Source organism: Rhodococcus sp. KRD175 (assembly GCF_017168275.1).
Lineage (GTDB): Bacteria > Actinomycetota > Actinomycetes > Mycobacteriales > Mycobacteriaceae > Rhodococcoides > Rhodococcoides fascians.
Window position 1 is genome coordinate 309,271 of sequence record NZ_JABFAQ010000007.1, and the last position, 20,727, is coordinate 329,997.

General features: G+C 65.1%; 20 protein-coding genes. 7 read left to right on the forward strand and 13 right to left on the reverse strand.

What is annotated here, in order from left to right:
• Positions 1–48 precede the first annotated feature (48 nt).
• A complete protein-coding gene (locus tag J1M81_RS13700) occupies positions 49–1,470 on the forward strand; it encodes an amidase (protein ID WP_032368172.1) in 1,422 nt (473 codons plus the stop codon).
• Between the two features lie 18 nt (positions 1,471–1,488).
• On the opposite strand, the gene era is transcribed toward J1M81_RS13700, so the two are convergent.
• The 8 genes from era to hrcA all read right to left on the reverse strand — a co-directional run bounded on the left by era (position 1,489) and on the right by hrcA (position 9,360).
• Entirely contained in the window at positions 1,489–2,403 is a 915-nt protein-coding gene (gene era, locus J1M81_RS13705) for a GTPase Era (protein WP_027497495.1), read from the reverse strand.
• A 16-nt stretch (positions 2,404–2,419) separates the two neighbouring features.
• Positions 2,420–3,742, reverse strand: a complete 1,323-nt coding sequence (locus tag J1M81_RS13710; RefSeq protein ID WP_027497496.1) for a hemolysin family protein — start codon at positions 3,740–3,742, stop codon at positions 2,420–2,422.
• 40 nt (positions 3,743–3,782) lie between these two features.
• Complete coding sequence (gene ybeY / locus J1M81_RS13715) at positions 3,783–4,325, reverse strand: rRNA maturation RNase YbeY (protein WP_032368173.1); 543 nt, start codon at positions 4,323–4,325, stop codon at positions 3,783–3,785.
• A 53-nt stretch (positions 4,326–4,378) separates the two neighbouring features.
• Complete coding sequence (locus tag J1M81_RS13720; protein WP_027497498.1) at positions 4,379–5,422, reverse strand: PhoH family protein; 1,044 nt, start codon at positions 5,420–5,422, stop codon at positions 4,379–4,381.
• A gap of 113 nt (positions 5,423–5,535) precedes the next feature.
• Complete coding sequence (locus J1M81_RS13725; protein ID WP_032374424.1) at positions 5,536–6,291, reverse strand: S9 family peptidase; 756 nt, start codon at positions 6,289–6,291, stop codon at positions 5,536–5,538.
• A complete protein-coding gene (locus J1M81_RS13730; protein WP_032374425.1) occupies positions 6,288–7,061 on the reverse strand; it encodes a 16S rRNA (uracil(1498)-N(3))-methyltransferase in 774 nt (257 codons plus the stop codon). The genes J1M81_RS13725 and J1M81_RS13730 overlap by 4 nt, the downstream gene beginning before the upstream one ends.
• Before the next feature lie 3 nt (positions 7,062–7,064).
• On the reverse strand, positions 7,065–8,222 hold the full coding sequence (gene dnaJ / locus J1M81_RS13735) for a molecular chaperone DnaJ (RefSeq protein ID WP_027497501.1): 1,158 nt from the start codon (positions 8,220–8,222) through the stop codon (positions 7,065–7,067).
• Positions 8,223–8,316: 94 nt separating this feature from the next.
• The gene (hrcA, locus tag J1M81_RS13740; RefSeq protein WP_027497502.1) at positions 8,317–9,360 is read right to left on the reverse strand and encodes a heat-inducible transcriptional repressor HrcA; all 1,044 of its coding nucleotides are present in this window, start codon (positions 9,358–9,360) and stop codon (positions 8,317–8,319) included.
• Between the two features lie 133 nt (positions 9,361–9,493).
• Here hrcA and J1M81_RS13745 point away from each other — a divergent pair, with 133 nt between their 5' ends.
• Positions 9,494–9,799, forward strand: coding sequence for a type II toxin-antitoxin system VapB family antitoxin (locus tag J1M81_RS13745; protein ID WP_027497503.1), 306 nt, complete (start codon positions 9,494–9,496; stop codon positions 9,797–9,799).
• Between the two features lie 42 nt (positions 9,800–9,841).
• Here J1M81_RS13745 and hemW read toward each other — a convergent pair whose 3' ends face one another.
• Positions 9,842–11,053: a radical SAM family heme chaperone HemW gene (hemW, locus tag J1M81_RS13750; RefSeq protein WP_206498202.1), complete on the reverse strand. Its 1,212-nt coding sequence runs from the start codon at positions 11,051–11,053 to the stop codon at positions 9,842–9,844.
• A 364-nt stretch (positions 11,054–11,417) separates the two neighbouring features.
• Here hemW and J1M81_RS13755 point away from each other — a divergent pair, with 364 nt between their 5' ends.
• Genes J1M81_RS13755 through J1M81_RS13775 form a run of 5 tightly spaced genes read left to right on the forward strand, consistent with a single transcriptional unit; the run spans position 11,418 to position 16,861 of the window.
• A complete protein-coding gene (locus J1M81_RS13755) occupies positions 11,418–13,136 on the forward strand; it encodes a nitrite/sulfite reductase (protein ID WP_204878802.1) in 1,719 nt (572 codons plus the stop codon).
• Positions 13,133–13,843, forward strand: coding sequence for a phosphoadenylyl-sulfate reductase (locus J1M81_RS13760; protein WP_206498203.1), 711 nt, complete (start codon positions 13,133–13,135; stop codon positions 13,841–13,843). The genes J1M81_RS13755 and J1M81_RS13760 overlap by 4 nt, the downstream gene beginning before the upstream one ends.
• Positions 13,840–14,784, forward strand: coding sequence for a sulfate adenylyltransferase subunit CysD (gene cysD, locus J1M81_RS13765; RefSeq protein WP_027497507.1), 945 nt, complete (start codon positions 13,840–13,842; stop codon positions 14,782–14,784). Before J1M81_RS13760 ends, cysD begins: the two co-directional genes overlap by 4 nt.
• Positions 14,784–16,124 carry a sulfate adenylyltransferase subunit 1 gene (locus J1M81_RS13770; RefSeq protein WP_206498204.1) on the forward strand — a complete coding sequence of 447 codons (1,341 nt, stop codon included), beginning with the start codon at positions 14,784–14,786 and terminating at the stop codon, positions 16,122–16,124. The genes cysD and J1M81_RS13770 overlap by 1 nt, the downstream gene beginning before the upstream one ends.
• Positions 16,121–16,861 carry a sirohydrochlorin chelatase gene (locus J1M81_RS13775; RefSeq protein ID WP_206498205.1) on the forward strand — a complete coding sequence of 247 codons (741 nt, stop codon included), beginning with the start codon at positions 16,121–16,123 and terminating at the stop codon, positions 16,859–16,861. Before J1M81_RS13770 ends, J1M81_RS13775 begins: the two co-directional genes overlap by 4 nt.
• A 23-nt stretch (positions 16,862–16,884) precedes the next feature.
• Here J1M81_RS13775 and J1M81_RS13780 read toward each other — a convergent pair whose 3' ends face one another.
• The 4 genes from J1M81_RS13780 to J1M81_RS13795 are packed head-to-tail and all read right to left on the reverse strand — an operon-like array spanning position 16,885 to position 20,638.
• Positions 16,885–17,925 (reverse strand): sulfate/molybdate ABC transporter ATP-binding protein, encoded by a 1,041-nt coding sequence (locus J1M81_RS13780; protein ID WP_032368179.1) that lies wholly within the window; start codon positions 17,923–17,925, stop codon positions 16,885–16,887.
• Positions 17,925–18,725, reverse strand: coding sequence for a sulfate ABC transporter permease subunit CysW (cysW, locus tag J1M81_RS13785; RefSeq protein ID WP_027497511.1), 801 nt, complete (start codon positions 18,723–18,725; stop codon positions 17,925–17,927). The genes J1M81_RS13780 and cysW overlap by 1 nt, the downstream gene beginning before the upstream one ends.
• Entirely contained in the window at positions 18,722–19,615 is an 894-nt protein-coding gene (cysT, locus tag J1M81_RS13790) for a sulfate ABC transporter permease subunit CysT (protein WP_230593414.1), read from the reverse strand. The genes cysW and cysT overlap by 4 nt, the downstream gene beginning before the upstream one ends.
• Entirely contained in the window at positions 19,616–20,638 is a 1,023-nt protein-coding gene (locus J1M81_RS13795) for a sulfate ABC transporter substrate-binding protein (RefSeq protein ID WP_032368180.1), read from the reverse strand. It lies immediately after the preceding gene.
• Positions 20,639–20,727: the final 89 nt, after the last annotated feature.

Below are 20,727 nucleotides of genomic sequence, written 5' to 3' on the forward strand. Positions count from 1 at the left end.
TCGACGAAGATCGTTCCCGCGCTGACGGTGAGTCGATACTGTGCACACGTGGATTTCCATCGGTCGACACTCGTTGCTCAGGCTGCCGAACTCGCGTCGAGACGCGTCACCTCGGTCGAGGTGGTCACCGCTGCACTGGATCGCATAGAACGCAGTCAACCCACCCTCAACGCGTTCCGGATCGTGCGACGCGATGCCGCCCTCACCGAAGCCGCCGAGGCCGATCGGCTGATTGCTGCGGGCTCGTCCGCTCCCCTGCTCGGCGTTCCGATCGCAGTCAAGGACGACGTCGACATCGTCGGCGAACCGACCGCATTCGGCTGCGCAGGCCGGTTTCCGCTGGCCACCGAGGACTCCGAGGTGGTCCGCCGACTGCGTGCTGCAGGGGCGATCATCGTGGGAAAGACCAACAGTCCCGAACTCGGGCAATGGCCGTTCACGGGCGGATCGTTCGGCCACACGAGGAATCCGTGGCACCGAGACCGGACTCCGGGCGGTTCCTCCGGTGGCAGTTCTGCCGCGGTCGCAGCCGAATTGGTTTCCGCCGCTCTGGGTTCCGACGGTGCCGGCTCGGTGCGCATCCCGGCGTCGTGGACCAACCTCGTCGGCATCAAGCCGCAGCGCGGCCGAATTTCCACCTGGCCCGATGCCGAGGCGTTCAACGGCATCACCGTCATCGGTCCGCTCGCCCGAACGGTGGCCGACGCAGCCCTGCTTCTCGACGTGGTCTCCGGTGGGCACGACGGCGATCTGCACCGGCCGACTCCGCTGACCGTCTCTGACGCCGTCGGCCGCGACCCCGGTTCGCTGCGCATCGCGTTGAGTCTGCGCAAGCCGTTCATTCCGACACCCGCGGCACTGGATCCCGAGATCACGGCTGCGGCGTACGAGATGGCTGCCGTGCTGCGGTTGCTCGGTCACCGTGTGGTCGTCGACGATCCTGCGTACGGAATGTTGTTGGGGCTCAACTTCTTACCGCGGTCGTTGGCCGGAGTCGCGGCCTGGCTCGACCGCCTGCCCGACCCGTCTCTGGCCGACCCCCGCACCCGAGCCAACGCCCGGAGCGGACGCGCCCTCGCCGGCGCACCGCTGCGGGCAGCCCGCGCGGCGGAGCCACGGATAGCCCGCCGCATCGGCCAGTTCTTCGACGACTACGACATCGTGCTCGCCCCGACGACGGCCACGCCGCCTCCGCGAGTCGACGCCATCGACGGCATCTCCAACGCCGACACCGACCGTGTGATCACCGAACACTGCCCGTACACGTGGCCGTGGAACGTCCTCGGTTGGCCCAGCGTCAACGTCCCCGCGGGACTGACGAAAGCCGGTCTACCGATCGGTCTGCAGCTGATGGGCCACGAATCCACAGAGCCTCTGCTGGTCTCGGTGGCCGCTCAACTCGAGAACGTACTGCAGTGGCATCGCCGACGCCCCGAGCCGTGGTGGAACCGGGTGAGCGACACCTCGTAGCCTGCTCGTCAGGGCACGTCAGAAGCCGAGCTTGCCCATCTGCTTGGGGTCGGTCTGCCAGTCCTTGGCGATCTTGACGTGCAGATCCAGGTAGATGCGGGTACCGAGCAATTTCTCGATCTGCAGTCGCGACGCGGTGCCGACCTCTTTGAGTCGCGAACCGCCCTTGCCGATGATGATGGCCTTCTGGCTGGACCGTTCGACGTACAGGATCGCGTGCACATCGAGCATGTTGTCGTGGCCCTCGCGCGGCACGACCTCCTCGATGACCACTGCCAGCGAGTGCGGGAGCTCGTCGCGGACACCTTCGAGCGCTGCCTCGCGGATCAGCTCGGCCATGAGGATTTCCTCCGGCTCGTCCGTCAGTTCCCCGTCGGGATAGAAGGCGGGACCCGGCGGCAATTCGGAGGCCAGGAGGTCGACGAGCTTCTCGATCTGCTCACCGGATTCGGCCGATACCGGGATCACGTGCGAATTCTCGCCCAGCAACTTCGACAACGACATCAACTGCTGTACGACGCGTTCCTTCTTGACCTTGTCGATCTTGGTCACGATGCCGATCAGGGTGGTCTTCGGCGCGATGTGCCGCACTTGTTCGAGGATCCATCGGTCGCCCGGTCCGATCTTCTCGTCGGCGGGGATGCACAGTCCGATGACGTCGACCTCGGAGTAGGTGTCCTGCACCAGGTCGTTGAGGCGTTGGCCCAGAAGCGTTCTCGGTCGGTGCAGCCCCGGGGTGTCGACAAGGATCAGTTGCGCGTGGTCGCGGTGCACGATGCCGCGGATCGTGTGGCGCGTGGTCTGGGGCCGCGAGGACGTGATGGCGATCTTCGACCCCACCAGTGCATTGGTCAGGGTCGACTTGCCGGTGTTGGGCCGGCCTACGAAACAGACGAATCCGGATCGGAACTCTTCGGTGTGTTGCTCGGACATCGAGCACCTCCAGATTTCAGTGTTGGTGAGTGACGTCCGACGAGTCGTCGTCCTCGGTGGATTCTTCGTCGGGTTCGAGCTTTTCGACCAGCACGGTGGTGATGCGGACGCGGCCCTTGGGGTCGGCTCCGCCCTCGCCGCGCAGCAACAATCCGTGAGTGGTCACTTCGGAACCGGGCAGCGGCACTCGGCCGAGCTCGTAGCCGAGGAGTCCGCCGACGGTATCGACCTCCTCGGATTCGATGTCGATACCGAAGATTTCGCCCAGATCCTCGAGCGGTACCCGCGAGGACACCCGGAACCGTCCGTCTTCGAGTTGCTCGATGGGTGCTACCTCGTCCGAGTCGTATTCGTCGGCGATTTCGCCGACGATCTCCTCGATGACGTCCTCGATGGTCACCAGGCCCGCGATGCCGCCGTACTCGTCGACCAACAACGCCATATGGTTTCGGTCTCGCTGCATCTCGGCGAGAAGACTGTCGAGCGGCTTGGAGTCCGGCACGAACACCGCCGGACGCATCAGTTCGGAGACCTGTACGCCTCGCCCACCGTCGGTGGAGTAATACGTCTGCTGCACAAGGTCTTTGAGGTACACCACGCCGACGATATCGTCCACGTTCTCGCCGATCACCGGGATGCGAGAGTGCCCACTGCGCACGGCCAGCGACGTCGCCTGCCCCGCCGACTTGTCGGATTCGATCCACACCATCTCGGGCCGCGGCACCATGACCTCGCGGGCCGAGGTATCGCCCAGCTCGAACACCGATTGAATCATTCGGCGTTCGTCGTCGGCCACGACTCCGCGCTCGCGAGCCATGTCGACGAGCTCACGTAGCTCGATCTCGGATGCGAACGGGCCGTTGCGAAATCCCTTGCCCGGGGTGATCGCGTTACCGATGAGGATGAGCAGCCTGCTGATCGGCCCGAGGAGCCAGCCGAGGGCGCGCAACGGCAACGCTGCGGCGAGCGCGATCGAGTACGCGTTCTGCCTACCCAGCGTTCTCGGACCGACGCCGATCACGACGTAACTGACCAAAACCATTGCCACAGCGGTGATCACGAGCGCGGTGGTCGAGTCGATCAATTGGGTCAGGCCGCCTGCGAGCAGCACCGTGCCGCCGATTTCGCACAGAATACGAAGCAGCACCATGAGATTGACGTACCGCGGGCGGTCGGCAACCACGACGACGAGGCCGGTGGCACCCGGTCGCTCGTCCTTGACCATGTCTTCGATTCGCGCCCGCGAGACGGTGTTCAGGGCCGAATCGACGGCGGCGAACAAGCCGCCGAGAGGAACCAGCAGAACGGCGAAGACGATGAGTGCGGCAGCACTGCTCACGCGCTAGGACCCCGCACTCCCGCTGGTCCGAACACGCACATCATCGGTCGAGACCGTCGACGAAGCCGGCCTTGCCGAGCAGCCGAGCGTCTCGAACGGCCTGTTCGGCTGCCTGCTCCGCCCGCCTGGCGTCTTCGTACCATTCGGCCAGCAGACGGTTCTGCAGCTCGAACATTTCCTTCTCTTCGTCCGGCTCGGCGTGGTCGTAGCCGAGCAGGTGCAGCACGCCGTGCACGGTGAGCAGCGCGAGCTCGTGTTCGAGCGAATGTCCTGCTGCCGCGGCCTGATCCGCCGCGAAGGACGGGCACAGCACGATGTCTCCGAGCATCGCCGGTCCGGGCTCGGGAGCATCGGGCCGACCGCCCGGTTCGAGCTCGTCCATCGGAAACGACATCACGTCGGTGGGGCCGGGCAGATCCATCCAGCGCATGTGCAGATCTGCCATGGTTGCCGAATCCACCAGCACCATGGACAGTTCCGCAGCGGGGTGCACGTCCATGCCTGCGATCGCGAACCGTGCGACCGAGACCAGTTCGGGCTCGGAGATGTCCATCCCCGACTCGTTGGACACTTCGATACTCATCTAGCCACTACCCACGCTCTCGTTGCCTGCATTGCCGTTTCCGTACGCCTGAATCATCTTCTCGCCGAACGCGGCCCACCGGCACGGCGTTGCGCGCGGTTCGCGATGACGCCTTCCGATGCGGACTCGAAGCGCTCGTAGGCGTCGACGATTTCCGAGACGAGCCGGTGACGCACCACGTCACTACTGGTCAGTTGCGCGAAGTGGATGTCGTCCACGTCGGTGAGAATCTCCGACGCCGCACGAAGGCCCGACCGGGCACCGCCGGGTAGGTCGACCTGCGTCACGTCTCCGGTGACGACGATCTTCGATCCGAAACCGAGACGCGTGAGGAACATCTTCATCTGTTCGGCCGTGGTGTTCTGCGCCTCGTCGAGAATGATGAACGCGTCGTTGAGCGTACGGCCACGCATGTAGGCGAGCGGCGCGACCTCGATGACTCCGGCCTGCATCAGCTTGGGGATGGCCTCGTCGTCCATCATGTCGTGCAAGGCGTCGTGCAGTGGACGCAGATACGGGTCGATCTTCTCGTGCAAGGTTCCGGGCAGAAAGCCCAGACGCTCACCTGCCTCCACCGCAGGCCGCGTCAGGATGATGCGGCTGACCTGCTTGGTCTGCAATGCCTGCACTGCCTTGGCCATGGCCAGGTAGGTCTTGCCCGTTCCGGCAGGACCGATTCCGAACACGATCGTGTTGGCATCGATCGCGTCGACGTAGCGCTTCTGGTTCAACGTCTTGGGCCGAATGGTCTTGCCTCGACGCGACAGAATGTCCAGGCTCAGCACCTCGGCGGGAGAATCCGACACCCCCTCGGTGAGCATGGCGATCGACCGGCGCACTGCGTCGGGAGTCAGTGGCTGAGCACGTTTGGCCAATGCCGCCAATTCGGTGATCACCCGCTCGGCCAACGCCACATCGGGCACCTTCCCGGTGAGCGTCACGGCGTTTCCTCGTACGTGGATGTCGGCCGTCAGCATCTGCTCGAGCGCCCGGAGGTTCTCGTCGGACTGTCCCAGCAGCGGCATCACTGCTTCGGGGGCGAGCTCCAAGGTGGACCGAACGTCGCGCTCGGCGGGAAATTCGCTGTGTTCACTCACGTGGTGGCTATGGCCTGCTCTCTTGTTTCGACCGGTGACGCTGATGTTTCGAACGCGTCCGTCAGGTCGCGCTCGGACCAAGTTTAACGCCGCAGGATCGATGCGCATTCCTATTACCCACGGCGCTCGCCCAGGACGGCCTCGAGCGAGAGCGCCCAGCACCGCGAATCCGGGTTCAGGAAGGCGAAGTGGTCCTCGCCCGGCACGATCGCCGGCTCCGCGTCGTCGCCCGCGGCTCGTGCGGCCTCGACGTACCTCGAGCTCTGCGAAGCCGGGACCTGAAGGTCATCGGATCCGTGCAGACAGATCGTCGGGATGCCGATGGGTAGTCGGGCCAGAGGTGAGGCCGACCGGTACAGCTGGGGCTCGTCGTCGTAGCGGGCCTGCAGCAGGGCCTCGACCGCCGGATTGGTACGTCCCGACGCACCGCGCGGCTCCAGATCGAGGACACCCGCCTGCGAGACGATGCGCGACGGCCGGACCGTCGTGTCGGTTTCGCCGCCGAGCCACACTGCCAGGTGGCCGCCCGCCGAGTGCCCGATGACGCGGACATCGTCGACACCGACCGGGGCGTGGTGCTGTACCACCCCGACCACGGCGTCGAGTGCGGCGCGCACGTCGGCTTGCATCTCCGGCCAGTGCCCGCCCGCACCGACGCGTCTGTACTCGATGTTCCAGGCCACCGCACCGGCTCCGGCGACAGCTCGGGCGAACTGGGTGCCCAGATTCGACGCGTACTGCCCACTCCAGAATCCACCGTGCACGATCACGACCACCGGTGTCGCGGGCGTGACCGGCGCGGACGGCAGATAGAGGTGACCGAACTGTTCCGGATGCTCGCCGTACGCGATCTTGATGCGAACGCTCATGCGTTCGGGAAATCGGGCGGAAGTTGCGCCCACCGTGTCGTCAGAACGCCGAGAGCTCCCAACGCAACAGCTCCGGCCGTCGAGGTTCGCAGCACCGTCGGCCCCAGCACCACCGGGGTCGCGCCTGCCTCGGTCAGAGCCGCGATCTCTCTGTCGTCGAGGCCACCCTCGGGTCCGACGACGATCGCGACCTCGGGCACCGAATCGAACGGCAGGTCGCGGAATGCCGAGGTGGCCGCTTCGTGCAGGACGGCGACGATGCCGCCGCCCGCCACGATCCGGTTCACGAAGGCGTACACCGAGCGTGAATCGTGCAACTCGGAGACCTCGGGGATGTATGCGCGACGCGATTGCTTGGCCGCCTCGGCGGCGGTACTGCGCCAGCGCGCGACCCCCTTGGTCGCCTTGGGCCCTTCCCAGCGAGCGACGCATCGCGCCGACTGCCACGGCACCACGGCGTCGATCCCGGCCTCGGTGGCCAGCTCGATCGCCAGTTCGGAGCGGTCCGCCTTCGGCAACGCCTGAACCAGCGTCACCGTGGGCGTGGCTCGCGGCATGTCCGTGCGCGACTGCACCGTCAGTTCGAGTCGGTTCTTCTCGGCACCGACGACGACCGTGTCGGCCAGACCGCCGGCACCGTCACTGAGCAGCAGCCGCTCGCCGACTCGGATCCGCCGCACGGTCGCGGCGTGATGACCTTCTTTGCCGTCGAGCACGGCGAGCTCTCCCACGGCCGGCAGCGGCGTGAGATAGAAGACCGTGGGGGCCATGAATCAGCGCCCGCTGAAGGCTTCCCGCAACCGCGAGAACAGGCCGCCGCTGTGCGCCGAACCGGTGGTGACGACCTCCGCCGAATCGCGGTCGCGCATGGTCTTGAGCTGTTCGAGCAGGTGGGTCTGCTTGCTGTCCAGCTTGGTCGGCACGATGACCTCGAGGTGGGCGTGCAGGTCACCGCGGATACCGGAACGGAGCTTGGGCATCCCGTGCCCGCGCAGCACCGTCGTCGAGTTCGGTTGTGTCCCTTGCTCGATCGAGATCTCGGTCGGGCCGTCGATGATGGCGTCGACCGTCACCGACGTACCGAGTGCCGCGTCGACCATCGGGACGCGAACGGTGCAGTGCAGATCGTCGCCGTCACGGACGAACACCTCGTGCTGCTGCTCCACGATTTCCACGTAGAGATCGCCTGCGGGGCCGCCACCCGGCCCGACCTCGCCCTGCGAGGCCAACCTGATGCGCATGCCGTTGCTGACGCCGACCGGGACCTTCACCGAGATGTCCCGACGCGAACGCACCCGGCCGTCGCCGCCGCACTTTCGGCAGGGGTCCGGGATGGTCTCGCCTGCACCGCGGCAGGTGGGGCACGGACGGCTGGTCATGACCTGGCCGAGGAACGAGCGCTGCACCGACTGCACTTCGCCGGCACCGCCACAGGTCTCGCACCGAACGGGCTTGGAATCGCCGTTGGTGCCCGAGCCGGTGCACAGGTCGCACAGGATCGCCGTGTCGACGGTGATGTGCTTGGTGACGCCGGTGGCGCATTCGTCGAGGGTGAGTTTGGTTCGCAGCAGCGAATCGGCTCCGGGTTGTACGCGTCCCTTGGGCCCGCGCTGTCCACCGCCTGCGCCACCGCCGAAGAACGCTTCGAAGACATCGCCGAGGCCGCCGCCGAATCCGGCACCACCGAATCCGCCGCCACCACCGCCGCCGCCTTGCTGCAAAGGATCGCCGCCGAGGTCGACGATTCGACGCTTCTCCGGATCGGAGAGCACCTCGTATGCGGTGGAAATGTCCTTGAACCGGGCCTGTGCGGCCTCGTCCGGGTTCACGTCCGGGTGCAACTCTCGCGCCAATTTGCGGTAAGCGCGTTTGATCTCCTGGTCCGTCGCCTGCTGGCCGACGCCCAAAGTCCCGTAATAATCCCGTGCCACGTCGTCTCTTTCGTCCTAGAAGATGAATCTCGTTCGTTGATGCTGTGTCGCGGCCGCTGTGCCCCCGCGGCCGACGATTAGTCGTCGGCTCGCGTCAGCGCTCGGCCAGGACCTCGCCGATGTACCTGGCAACCGCCGCGACCGACGCGATTGTTCCTGGATAGTCCATTCGGGTGGGGCCGAGAACGCCCATCCCTCCCAGGACCATGCCAGCAGAGCCGTATCCGGTGGAAATCACCGATGTTCCGCGCATCTCCTCGACCTGCGTCTCCTCGCCGATACGCACGGTGACGGTGCGGGTGTCCTGCGTCACGGCGAGCAGCTTGAGTACCACCACTTGCTCTTCCAGCGCTTCGAGTACCGCTCGGAGCGATCCCGGAAACCCTGCGTCGCCCGCGAAGTCCGCCGCGTTGCGCGTCAGATTGGCCGTTCCGCCGAGAACCAGCCGCTCCTCGGGATGTTCGACGAGCGATTCCACCAGCACCGTGGCCGAACGAATCATCGCGTCACGCAGGGCGGGAGGTGCATTCTCGGCCAGCTCGGCCACGGCTGCGGACGCCGCCGCCAGCCGCTTGCCTTCCAGTGCGCCGCCGAGCAACCGCCGCAACTGGGCCAAGTTCTCGTCGTCGATGACGTCACCGAGTTCGACGATGCGCTGATCGACCCGGCCGGAGTCGGTGATGAGCACCAACAGCAGCCGAGCCGGTGTGAGAGCGACGACCTCCAGATGTCGAACCGAGGACGCCGACAGCGTCGGGTACTGAACCACGGCTACCTGCCGGGTCAGCTGAGCGAGCAGTCGAACCCCGCGGCGCAGCACATCGTCCAGGTCGACGCCGTTCTCGAGAAACTCCAGAATGGCGCGGCGCTCGGCCGCTGACAACGGTTTGACGTCGGCGATCCGGTCCACGAACTGGCGGTAGCCCTTGTCGGTCGGCACCCGCCCGGAGCTGGTGTGCGGTTGGGCGATGTAGCCCTCGGCCTCGAGGACAGCCATGTCGTTGCGCACGGTCGCACTCGACACACCCAAGTTGTGACGCTCGACCAGAGCACGCGATCCGACGGGCTCCTGAGTGGACACGTAGTCCGCCACGATCGCTCGCAGAACCTCGAACCGCCTGTCGTCGGTGCTCGACATCGGTGCCCACCTCCGTTCTCGTTGCCAATCGTCGCTCGAGTCTAGTAGCCGAGGAACGCATGCTCGTGCAAGGCCTTACTGTGGTCCGAGTGGAAACTGTCTTTCGATTCGGTCCAGCGGTTCGAGGCTCGCGATGATCTTCAAGGGTGTACGAGACGGAAAGCCCTACCCGGAGCACGGCCTGTCCATCAGGGACTGGTCGAGAATTCCTCCACGCCAACTGCGTTTGGACGAGATCGTCACCACCACCAAGGTGCTCGAACTCGACCGGTTGTTGTCCGAGGACTCCACCTTCTACGGCGACCTGTTCCCCCATGCTGTGCAGTTCCGAGGCGTCATCTACCTCGAGGACGGCCTGCACCGCGCTGTCCGGGCGGCGCTGCGCAGTCGAACGGTGTTGCACGCCAGAGTGTTCGACTACGACGCTCTGGGAGCCTGAGGGTTCGAAAGCCCGAGAACACTGCAGCCTGAAACAGATCGTTCAGGCCGCGGCGATGGTGCGCACCACGGCGTCGGCGAGCAACCGGCCGCGGTCGGTCAGCACGAGGTGATCGCCTCGCTGCACCATCAACCCGTCCGCCACGGTCTGCTCGGCGGCTGCGAGCTCGGTCGGCCCCAGCAGACTCATCGGCACTCCTGAGCGCAGACGCACGGTCAGCATCAGTTCTTCGAGATGACGGTCCTGCGCGGTGAGCAGCTCACTGCCCTGCACCGGCAGATCGCCCGCGGCGAGCCGATCGGCGTAGGTGGCCGGGTGTTTGACGTTCCAGAATCGCGTGCCGCCGATGTGGCTGTGCGCTCCCGGCCCGGCACCCCACCAATCGCCGCCGTCCCAGTAGCCGATGTTGTGCCGGCAACGCGCATCGGCATCGGCTGCCCAGTTCGATACCTCGTACCAGGACAGGCCCGCTGCGTTCATGGCCGTGTCGATGCGCTCGTATCGGCTCGCCAACACGTCGTCGTCGGGTGCGGGCAACTCACCTCGACGCACCTTTCGCGCCATGGCGGTGCCGTCCTCGACGATCAGTGCGTACGCGGAGACATGGTCGACACCCGCGTCGAGCACCGCAGCGAGGGACTGGTCGAGATCGCTGTCTCGCTCGCCCGGCGTTCCGTAGATGAGGTCGAGGTTCACGTGCTCGAAGCCGGCTGCGGACGCTTCCTTCGCTGCGGCCACCGCTCGCCCCGGAGTGTGGGTGCGATCCAGAACCGCCAGAACGTGCGGCGCCGCGGACTGCATGCCCAACGACACCCGCGTGAACCCGGCGTCCCGCAGCCGCTCGAAGAATGCAGGCGACGTCGATTCCGGGTTCGATTCCGTGGTCACTTCCGCACCGTCGGACAGCCCGAAGCTCGACCGGACCGCGCCCAATACGTCCGCGAGGCCGTCGCCTCCGAGCAACGACGGCGTCCCACCTCCGACGAAGACGGTGTCGGCTGTCGGTACTCGACCCGCGCCCGTTCCGATCAGGTTCGCCGCAGCGTCGAGTTCTCTGCGCAGACCCTCCAACCAGGACTGCGGCGACACCGATGTGCCCAGCTCTCCGGCCGTATACGTATTGAAGTCGCAATACCCGCATCGCGTGGCGCAGAAGGGCACATGCACGTAGATCCCGAACGCACGTTCCCCCACTCCGTCGAATGCGCCGGACGGCAGCTCGAAGACTGAGGAGGTATCGACGACGGTATTCACGGACTCCAGTGTCCCAGAGTTCACCGGCGGCCCGATCCACGCGCCGCCCAGGGCGCTGTGCACGCACGACTCGCACCCTGCCAGCCTATTTACCGGAATTTCGGGGTAAATAGGCCGCCGCGGTCGGCACCCGGTCGATGACGTGGCACAATGACACCCGTGACCGACTCAGGAATTCGACTCGTGGCGCGCCGCCACGTCGATCTCGGCCGTGTCTGCAGCGCGTCGTGTCGACACACGACCGGCTGCTGACCCAGCCCTCCTTGGAGCACGTCCATTCGATCCACCGGTTCCGCACCATCTCGTGAGCGCTCTTTTGCGCAACGATCGGAGCCGGCCCGCACCGAAGATGCAGGAGCATTGCATGTCGTCGACCAGCGACGCGACCACCGACGCTGCCTCCGCCACACCGCGAGAGCGAGCGCCGCGGCCGACCAAGCGTCGCGCCGAAGGCCAGTGGGCTCTGGGCTATCGAGAGCCGCTCAACGCCAACGAGCAGTCCAAGAAGGACGACAACCCGCTCAACGTGCGCGCCCGCATCGAGAACATCTACTCGAAGCAGGGTTTCGACAGCATCGACAAGGGCGATCTGCGCGGCCGGTTCCGCTGGTGGGGTCTCTACACCCAGCGTGAACAGGGCTACGACGGCACCTTCACCGGTGACGACAACATCGACCTGCTCGAGGCGAAGTACTTCATGATGCGCATCCGGTGCGATGCCGGTGCATTGAATCTGGAGCAGCTACGCACTCTGGCTCAGATCTCACAGGAGTTCGGTCGCGACACCGCAGACCTCTCCGATCGCGAGAACGTCCAGTTCCACTGGATCGAGGTCGAGAACGTCCCCGAGATCTGGCGTCGGATCGAGGCAGTCGGCCTGAAGACGACCGAGGCATGCGGAGACTGCCCGCGTGTGGTGCTCGGTTCCCCACTCGCGGGCGAAGCGGTCGACGAGATTCTGGACCCGACGTCAGCCATCGACGAGATCGTCGAGCGGTACATCGGCAAGCCCGAGTACTCGAACCTGCCACGCAAGTTCAAGACCGCAATCTCGGGTCTGCAGGACGTAGTGCACGAGATCAACGACGTCGCCTTCATCGGCGTGAACCACCCCGAGTACGGACCAGGACTCGACCTGTGGGTCGGCGGCGGCCTGTCCACCAACCCGATGCTCGCACAGCGCGTCGGAGTCTGGGTTCCGCTCGCGGACGTTCCCGATGTGTGGGAAGGCGTCGTCTCGATCTTCCGTGACTACGGCTACCGCCGGCTTCGCACCAAGGCGCGCCTGAAGTTCCTCATCAAGGACTGGGGCATCGAGAAGTTCCGCCAGGTCCTCGAGGACGAGTACCTGCACCGCAAGCTCATCGACGGACCGGCTCCCGAGAAGCCCGCTCGGCCCCGTGATCATGTCGGGATCCAGAAGCTCAAGAACGGGCTCAACGCCGTCGGTGTCGCGCCCATCGCGGGTCGCGTGTCCGGCACCATCCTCGCGGCCGTCGCCGACGCCGCCGAGAAGGCCGGGTCGGATCGCGTCCGATTCACGCCGTATCAGAAGCTGATCGTCCTCGATGTTCCGGACGAGACGCTCGAGCAGCTGATCTCGGACCTCGATGCGCTGGGCCTCCCTGCCCGGCCCTCGCACTGGCGCAAGAATCTGATGGCGTGCAGTGGCATCGAGTTCTGCAAGCTCTCGTTCGCCGAAACCCGCAAGCGCTCACAGGTTCTCGTCCCCGAGCTCGAAGAGCGCTTGTCCGACATCAACAGTCGACTCGACGTTCCGATCACGATCAACATCAACGGTTGCCCCAACTCGTGCGCGCGGTCGCAGATCGCCGACATCGGGTTCAAGGGACAGTTGGTCGACGACGGGGACGGGAATCAGATCGAGGGTTTCCAGGTTCACCTCGGAGGCAGCCTCGGCCTGGACAGTGCGTTCGGCCGAAAGTTGCGTCAGCACAAGGTCAACAGCTCCGAGCTGGGAGATTACATCGACAGAGTGGTGCGCAATTTCGACAAGCACCGCGAAGACGGCGAACGGTTCGCTCAATGGGCCGTGCGAGCAGACGAGGCGGATTTGCGATGAGTACCAGACTGAATTTGACGGTCGACCAACTGAAGGACATCGCCGAGCGCGGTGCCCGCGAACTCGACGGCGCAAGCCCGCTCGATTTGTTGCAATGGACCGAGGACACCTTCGGTAGCGATTTCATCGTCGCCTCCAACATGCAGGACGGGGTTCTCGTTCACCTCGCCGCACAGGTTCACCCCGGAGTGGACGTCCTGTTCCTCGACACCGGCTACCACTTTGCCGAGACCATCGGAACGCGCGATGCCGTTGAGGCCGTCTACGGCGTGCACGTCGTCAACGCCCGCGCCGAGAAGACTGTCGCAGAACAGGATGCGATCGACGGCAAGGACCTGTTCGCCCGCGAACCGAACCGCTGCTGCGCGATGCGCAAAGTGGCGCCGCTGAAGAAGGAACTGGCGAACTACAGCGCGTGGGTCACCGGCATCCGGCGAGTCGAGGCCCCGACACGCGCCAACGCTCCGTTGATCTCGTTCGACGACGCCTTCGGCCTCGTGAAGATCAACCCAATCGCACCGTGGTCGGACGAGGAGATGCAGGCCTACATCGACGAACATTCGATCCTGGTCAACCCTCTCGTCGACGAGGGATATCCGTCCATCGGGTGCGCACCGTGCACCGTCAAACCTGCCCCCGGAGCCGACCCGCGCAGCGGTCGTTGGGCCGGCAAGGCCAAGACCGAATGTGGGTTGCACGCCTCATGACACTCGACCTCACGACGGCGACCGTCGGACGCACCCATCTCGATGCAGATCGCTTCGACACCCTCGACGCACTCGAATCCGAAGCCATCCACATCTTCCGAGAGGTGGCCGGCGAATTCGAGCGCCCCGTCATCCTGTTCTCGGGCGGCAAGGACTCGACGGTTCTGCTGCACCTGGCCATCAAGGCCTTCTGGCCCGCTCCCCTGCCGTTCGCACTGCTGCACGTCGACACCGGGCACAACCTGCAGGAGGTGCTGGATTTCCGCGACCACGTGGTTGCGAAGTACAACCTGCGCCTGCACGTGGCCAGCGTCGAGGAGTACCTCGCCGACGGACGTCTCACCGAGCGCCCCGACGGCATCCGCAACCCTCTGCAAACCGTTCCTCTCCTCGACGCGATCTCCGAGAACCGGTTCGACGCCGTGTTCGGCGGTGCCCGACGCGACGAGGAACGCGCCCGCGCCAAGGAGCGAATCTTCTCGCTGCGCAACGCATTCGGGCAGTGGGAGCCGAAGAAGCAGCGTCCGGAACTGTGGAATCTGTACAACGGCAAGCACTCCCCCGGCGAGCAGGTGCGCGTGTTCCCGCTCAGCAACTTCACCGAACTCGACATCTGGCGCTACATCGCTCGCGACGACGTGGAGTTGGCCAGCATCTACTACGCCCACCAGCGCCCGGTGTATCAGCGCGACGGCATGTGGATGACGCCGGGCGTCTGGGGCGGACCGGCCGAAGGTGAAGAGTTGCAGACACTGTCGGTGCGCTACCGCACTGTCGGCGACGGATCCACCACCGGTGCCGTCCTGTCCGAGGCTGCCGACAATCAGGCAATCCTGGCCGAGGTCGCCGCGTCCAGGCTGACCGAACGCGGAGCCACTCGCGGCGACGACCGCGTGTCCGAGGCTGCTATGGAAGACCGCAAACGAGAAGGATACTTCTGATGAGCAGCACTGGCATATCCAATGGTCATTCCGCAGGCTCCACTCGCGGCACTCAGCTTCTTCGCCTCGCCACCGCGGGCAGCGTCGACGACGGCAAGTCCACTCTCGTCGGACGGCTGTTGTACGACACCAAATCCGTTCTGGCAGACCAGATCGACGCCGTCACTCGGGCCTCGGTGGACAAAGGATTGTCCACTCCCGATCTGTCGCTGCTCGTCGACGGCCTGCGTGCCGAGCGCGAACAGGGCATCACGATCGATGTCGCCTACCGGTACTTCGCGACGCCCAATCGCTCCTTCGTTTTGGCTGACACCCCCGGCCACGTGCAGTACACCCGCAACACCGTCTCGGGCGCGTCGACGGCGCAGTTGGTCATCCTGCTCGTCGACGCCCGCAAAGGCGTGATCACTCAGACCCGAAGGCATGCAGCGGTTCTGGCCCTCCTCGGCGTTCCGCGCCTGGTGCTCGCCGTCAACAAGATCGACCTGGTCGAAGACCCCGCGACGGTGTTCGCCGACATCTCGGCCGAATTCAATTCACTGACCTCCTCGCTCGGGTGGTCCACCGAGGACGTCATCGAAATCCCCGTCTCGGCGTTGCACGGCGACAACGTGGCAGTGAAGTCCGACAAGACCCCGTACTACGACGGGCCCACCCTCATCGAGCACCTCGAGTCGGTCCCGGTGGACGCCGAACCTCACCGGGTCGGTCTGCGATTCCCCGTGCAGTACGTGATCCGGCCGCGCACAGCGGAATTCCCGGACTACCGCGGATATGCCGGCCAGGTCGCAGCGGGCTCCGTCGACGTCGGCGACGAGGTCGTCATCCTGCCCTCGGGCACCCGAACGACAGTCGAGCGCATCGACACCGCGGACGGCGAGCTGCGTACCGCGCATGCCGGCCGTAGCGTCACCCTCGTCCTCGCCGACGATGTCGACGTCTCGCGCGGCGACACCATCGCCTCCCCGCAGGACGCACCGGAACCGATCGGCGACTTCGAGGCCACGGTGTGCTGGCTGGCCGAGAAACCGCTTCGCCCGGGCGCTCGTCTGCTGCTCAAGCACGGCACTCGTACCACCCAGGCCATCGTCGGGGCGCTAGTCGAGCGTTTCGACGAGCAGGACCTCACTGCGCACGAGGGCCCGGAATCGTTGGAACTTAACGAAATCGGACGCATCTCTGTTCGCGTTGCCGAGCCGATCGTGGCCGACGACTACGCCGTCAACAGGCACACCGGCAGCTTCTTGCTGATCGATCCGGCCGGTGGCAACACACTGGCAGCCGGTCTGGTGGGCAACGCACTGGCCGCGGTCGAGCTGGGGTCGGCAGTTCCGGCGTGACGGCTCTGCTCGCGGTAGCGCACGGCAGCCGCGATCCCCGCTCGAGCGAGACGATCCACCGCGCCGTCGACGTCCTGCGTCGACGGCGTCCGGATCTCGATGTGCGCGTCGCGTTTCTCGACCTGAATGAGCCCAGCGTCGAGCAGGTACTCGACGACTTGGCCGATGCAGGGCATGCCCGCATCGTCGCGGTTCCGCTGTTGTTGGGCAGTGCTTTTCACGCCCGAGTGGACCTGCCTGCCTTGTTGGCCGAAGCTCGGGTGCGGCATCCGCACGTATCGATCGGTCAGTCCGAGGTGCTGGGCGACGACCCACTTCTCGTCGACGCCGTTCGCGATCGTGTTCTCGACGCCGGTGCGGCGCTCGGTGATTCGACCGTCGGAGTCGCCTTGGCTGCCGTCGGATCGAGCGATTCCTCGGCGAACGACCGCAGCCGTCGAGTGGCGAACGAAGTGGTGTCCGGCACCGGCTGGGCGGGAGTTGTCACCTGTTTCGCCACGTCCGTCGATCCGTCTCCACTCGACGCGGTCGCACAGCTGCGCGCGCTGGGAGCCACCCGGATCGTGGTGGCTCCCTGGTTCCTGGCACCCGGGAGACTCACCGACCGCATCTCACAGGTGCTGGACGGCGTCCCGAACGTGACGTACGCCGATGTTCTGGGCCCTCATCCGGCAGTGGCCGAGCTCGCCTCCAGGCGGTACGACGCAGCTCTCGCGCACGATCGCTCGATCGCATAGCACGAAAGGTACTGCTCGTCCGATCAGTGCACCGGAGCCGATTCGGTCGTATCCGTGATCGTCGGAACCCGAGTCGCACGGACGTAGACGGTTTCGCCCTCGTGCAGCCCCAGCGCCTCGCTGTCGCCGCGCGTGATCTGCGCCGCGAACAACTCGCCGGTGGCCGCGTTCTTGAGCTCGACCTTCACCTCGAAGCCGAGGCGTACGACCCGTTCGACGACGGCCCGCGTCACCCCGGCAGATTCTGCCGTGCCACTCGCCTGCGCCTGTGCCAACGACGGGTCGCGTCCGACACGAATGTCGTGCGGGCGCACCAGAAGTCCGTTCAGCCTGGCCACCTGACCGAGGAACGACATCACGAAGTTGTTTGCAGGGCGATCGTAGAGATCCTCCGGGGTGCCGACCTGTTCGATTCTGCCCTTGTTCAGCACCGCGATTCGGTCGGCGACGTCGAGCGCTTCTTCCTGGTCGTGAGTCACCAACACAGTGGTGACGTGCACCTCGTCGTGCAATCGGCGCAGCCACGTCCGTAGATCTGCGCGCACCTTGGCATCGAGGGCACCGAAGGGCTCGTCGAGGAGGAGAACCTGCGGGTCGACCGCGAGTGCACGTGCCAGCGCCATGCGTTGACGCTGTCCTCCGGACAGCTGCGCCGGGTAGCGGCCTTGGAAACCCGCCAGACCGACGATCTCGAGCAGTTCGTCGACCTTCTTGGCAATTTCGGCCTTGGGCCGCTTGCGGATCTGTAAGCCGAATGCCACGTTGTCGCGCACCGTCAGGTGCTTGAACGCGGCGTAGTGCTGAAACACGAACCCGATCTCGCGACGCTGCGGGCTCACCCAGGTGACGTCCTGGCCGGCCAGCACCACTCGGCCCGTATCGAGCTGCTCGAGGCCTGCGATGGATCGAAGCAGCGTGGACTTGCCCGAGCCACTCGGTCCGAGCAGCGCCGTCAACGAGCCCTTCGGGATGTCGATGCTGACGTCATCGAGGGCGGCGAAATCGCCGTAGCGCTTGTTCGCGCCGACCACGGAGATCTCGATCTCGGAAGATGTCTCGGTCATTACTTCGTCCTCTTCTTGTCGAGAACCGTCATCAGCAGCAGCACGATGACGGCGATCGCCATGAGCAAGGTGGACGCCGCGTATGCGCCCTGCTGATTGAAGTCCTCGTACCGTGAATTGACCAGCAGTGTGAGCGTCTGGGAAATGCCGGGCAGGTTGGTGGAGACCATGATGACGGCGCCGAATTCTCCGAGCGAACGTGCGACGGTGAGCACCACGCCGTAGGTCAGTCCCCATCGGATGGCAGGCAACGTGATTCGCCAGAACGTCTGCCAGGTACTCGCACCCAGAGTCGAGGCAGCCTCTTCCTGCTCTTCACCGATCTCGTACAGGACCGGTTCCACTTCGCGAACGACGAACGGCAAGGTGACGAATATCGTCGCGATGACCATGCCGGGTAGCGCGAAGATGACCTTGAAACCGAGGCTTTCGATGCCACCGAACCATCCGTTGGCACCCCACAGCAGGATGAGCGCGACGCCGGTGATGATCGGCGACACCGCGAACGGCAGGTCCACGATCGCTTCGAGTATCCCCTTGCCGCGGAACCGTCCGCGTACCAATGCCAACGCTGTGACGATTCCGAACACGACGTTGATGGGAACGACGATCGCCACGATCAACAGGGAGAGTTGGAGAGCGGATTGCGCGGCGGGAGTGGTGATCTGCTCCCAGAACGCCACCACCCCGTCCTCGAACGTGCGAAACAGGATGGCACCGAGGGGGAACAGCACGAGCACAGCGAGATAGATCAGTGCGACGGCACGCAGGGACAGTTTGATCGGGAGACCGATTTTCACGAGATCTGCTCTTCCCGTCTGGCCAACCTGTTGCCGATGATGCGGAGCACGAACAGCACAGCGAAGGCGATTGCCAACAGCACCACAGAGATTGCGGCTGCGTCGACCGGCCGGTCGTACTCGATGAGTTCACGGATGTACTGCGAAGCGACCTGCGTGTCGTTGGGGATGTTGCCGCCGATCAACACCACAGACCCGAATTCGCCGATGGCACGGGCGAACGCGAGCCCACCGCCCGAGAGCACAGCCGGAAGCAGTACCGGCAACACGATGCGCCGAAAAATGGTCCAGTTGTTCGCACCCAGCGATGCGGCCGCCTCTTCGACGTCCTTGTCGAGTTCTATCAGCACCGGCTGCACCGCACGCACCACGAACGGGAGCGTGACGAACAGCAGCGCCACGATGACCGCAGGCTTGGTGGCGTTGAAGACGATGCCGATCGGACTCGACGGTCCGTACAGCGACAGCAACACCAAGCTCGCCACGATGGTCGGTAGTGCGAACGGCAGGTCGATCAGGGCATTGACGAAACGCTTGCCGGGAAACTCGTCGCGTACCAGAACCCACGCGATCAGAGTGCCGAGAAAGAGGTTGATCACGGCGGCAGCCACGGACACCAGCAGAGTCACCTTGAACGTGGCGATGGCACGTGTCTCGGTGACCGCATCCCAGAAACCACCGAGGCCGCCGTCGAACGACTGAACCGTCAACGCCGCCAACGGCAGCAGCACGATGACACTGAGCCACAGAACAGCGACACCGAGGCCCAGCGGACCCACCGAACCGGGGCCCCGGAACTTGCGACCTTCCCGCCCAGCACGAAACCGAGGTGTCGCACTGAGCGGGGCGATCGAACCCGGGGCCGCGGGTTCACCGGTCGACGACGACATCTACCGAGTACTTTCCTGGTAGATCGTCGCAATTGCGCCGTTGTCTCCGAACAGGTCGGCGTCGACCTGAGTCCAGCCGCCGAGATCATCGATGGTGTACAGCTTTTCGGGCGTGAAGAACTTGTCCGAGTATTCGGAGGCGATCTCCGGATTGGTCGGCCGGAAACCCGCCTCGGCCCAGATCTTCTGGCCTTCGTCGGAGTAGACGAAATCGTTCAGAGCATTCGCACGCTCGAGGTTCGCACTGCTGTTGATCACTGCCACCGGGTTGTCGATGCGGAAGGTGACGGGAACGTCCACGTGCTCCACCTTCTGTCCCTGCTCTTCGATGAGCAGTGCCTCGTTCTCGTAGCTCAGTAGCGCGTCGCCCTGTCCCTGCAGGAACGCTTCGGTTGCGGCGCGACCGGATTCGGGCTGCACAGGGAAGTGATCGGCGACGAGCGTACGAACGAAGTCGAGACCGGCCTGCTTGTCCTGGCCACCGTTGCTCTTGGCGGCGTACGGCGCGAGCAGGTTCCACTTCGCCGATCCGGAGCTGAGGGGGCTCGGGCTGATGACCTGAACGTCGGGCTTGATCAGGTCGTCCCACGTCTGGATGTTCTTCGGATTGCCCTCGCGGACGACGATGGTCACCACCGAGCCGAACGGCACCCCGCCGTACGCGTTCTGGTTCCAGTCCTCGTCGACCTTGCCCGCCTTGACAAGTCGAGTGACATCCGGCTCGACGGAGAAGTTGACGATGTCCGCAGGCGCGCCGTCGGCAACCTTGCGCGACTGGTTTCCGGATGCGCCGTAATCGGCGTTGATCGCCGTACCCTCTCCATCCTCGGTGGCTGCGAACGCCGGACCGATTGCGTCCCAGCCGTTCTTCGGCACTGCGTAGCCGACGAGTGTCAGAGCCGGGCCACTGGCAGTGTCCGACCCGCCCCCGACGACATCGCTGGAACCGCCGCCGCAGGCGGTGACCAGAAGAGTTCCCACAGCTGCGAACGTGGTGAGCAGATAACGAGAACGATGCCTCATTGCGAAAGGCCTTTCATGGTGGTGTGACGATGAGGAAAGAACACAAGACACGCAAGGAGATTCGCGCTGAGCGCCGTAGCAGTCAGGAC

Bases quoted from the DNA above. Each gene is read 5' to 3' on its own strand.
- era (WP_027497495.1), bottom strand. From the start codon at position 2,403: ATGTCCGAGCAACACACCGAAGAGTTCCGATCCGGATTCGTCTGTTTC.
- ybeY (WP_032368173.1), bottom strand. From the start codon at position 4,325: ATGAGTATCGAAGTGTCCAACGAGTCGGGGATGGACATCTCCGAGCCC.
- J1M81_RS13725 (WP_032374424.1), bottom strand. From the start codon at position 6,291: ATGAGCGTTCGCATCAAGATCGCGTACGGCGAGCATCCGGAACAGTTC.
- J1M81_RS13730 (WP_032374425.1), bottom strand. From the start codon at position 7,061: ATGGCCCCCACGGTCTTCTATCTCACGCCGCTGCCGGCCGTGGGAGAG.
- hrcA (WP_027497502.1), bottom strand. From the start codon at position 9,360: ATGTCGAGCACCGACGACAGGCGGTTCGAGGTTCTGCGAGCGATCGTG.
- J1M81_RS13745 (WP_027497503.1), top strand. From the start codon at position 9,494: ATGATCTTCAAGGGTGTACGAGACGGAAAGCCCTACCCGGAGCACGGC.
- J1M81_RS13755 (WP_204878802.1), top strand. From the start codon at position 11,418: ATGTCGTCGACCAGCGACGCGACCACCGACGCTGCCTCCGCCACACCG.
- J1M81_RS13760 (WP_206498203.1), top strand. From the start codon at position 13,133: ATGAGTACCAGACTGAATTTGACGGTCGACCAACTGAAGGACATCGCC.
- cysD (WP_027497507.1), top strand. From the start codon at position 13,840: ATGACACTCGACCTCACGACGGCGACCGTCGGACGCACCCATCTCGAT.
- J1M81_RS13770 (WP_206498204.1), top strand. From the start codon at position 14,784: ATGAGCAGCACTGGCATATCCAATGGTCATTCCGCAGGCTCCACTCGC.
- J1M81_RS13780 (WP_032368179.1), bottom strand. From the start codon at position 17,925: ATGACCGAGACATCTTCCGAGATCGAGATCTCCGTGGTCGGCGCGAAC.
- cysT (WP_230593414.1), bottom strand. From the start codon at position 19,615: ATGTCGTCGTCGACCGGTGAACCCGCGGCCCCGGGTTCGATCGCCCCG.
- J1M81_RS13795 (WP_032368180.1), bottom strand. From the start codon at position 20,638: ATGAGGCATCGTTCTCGTTATCTGCTCACCACGTTCGCAGCTGTGGGA.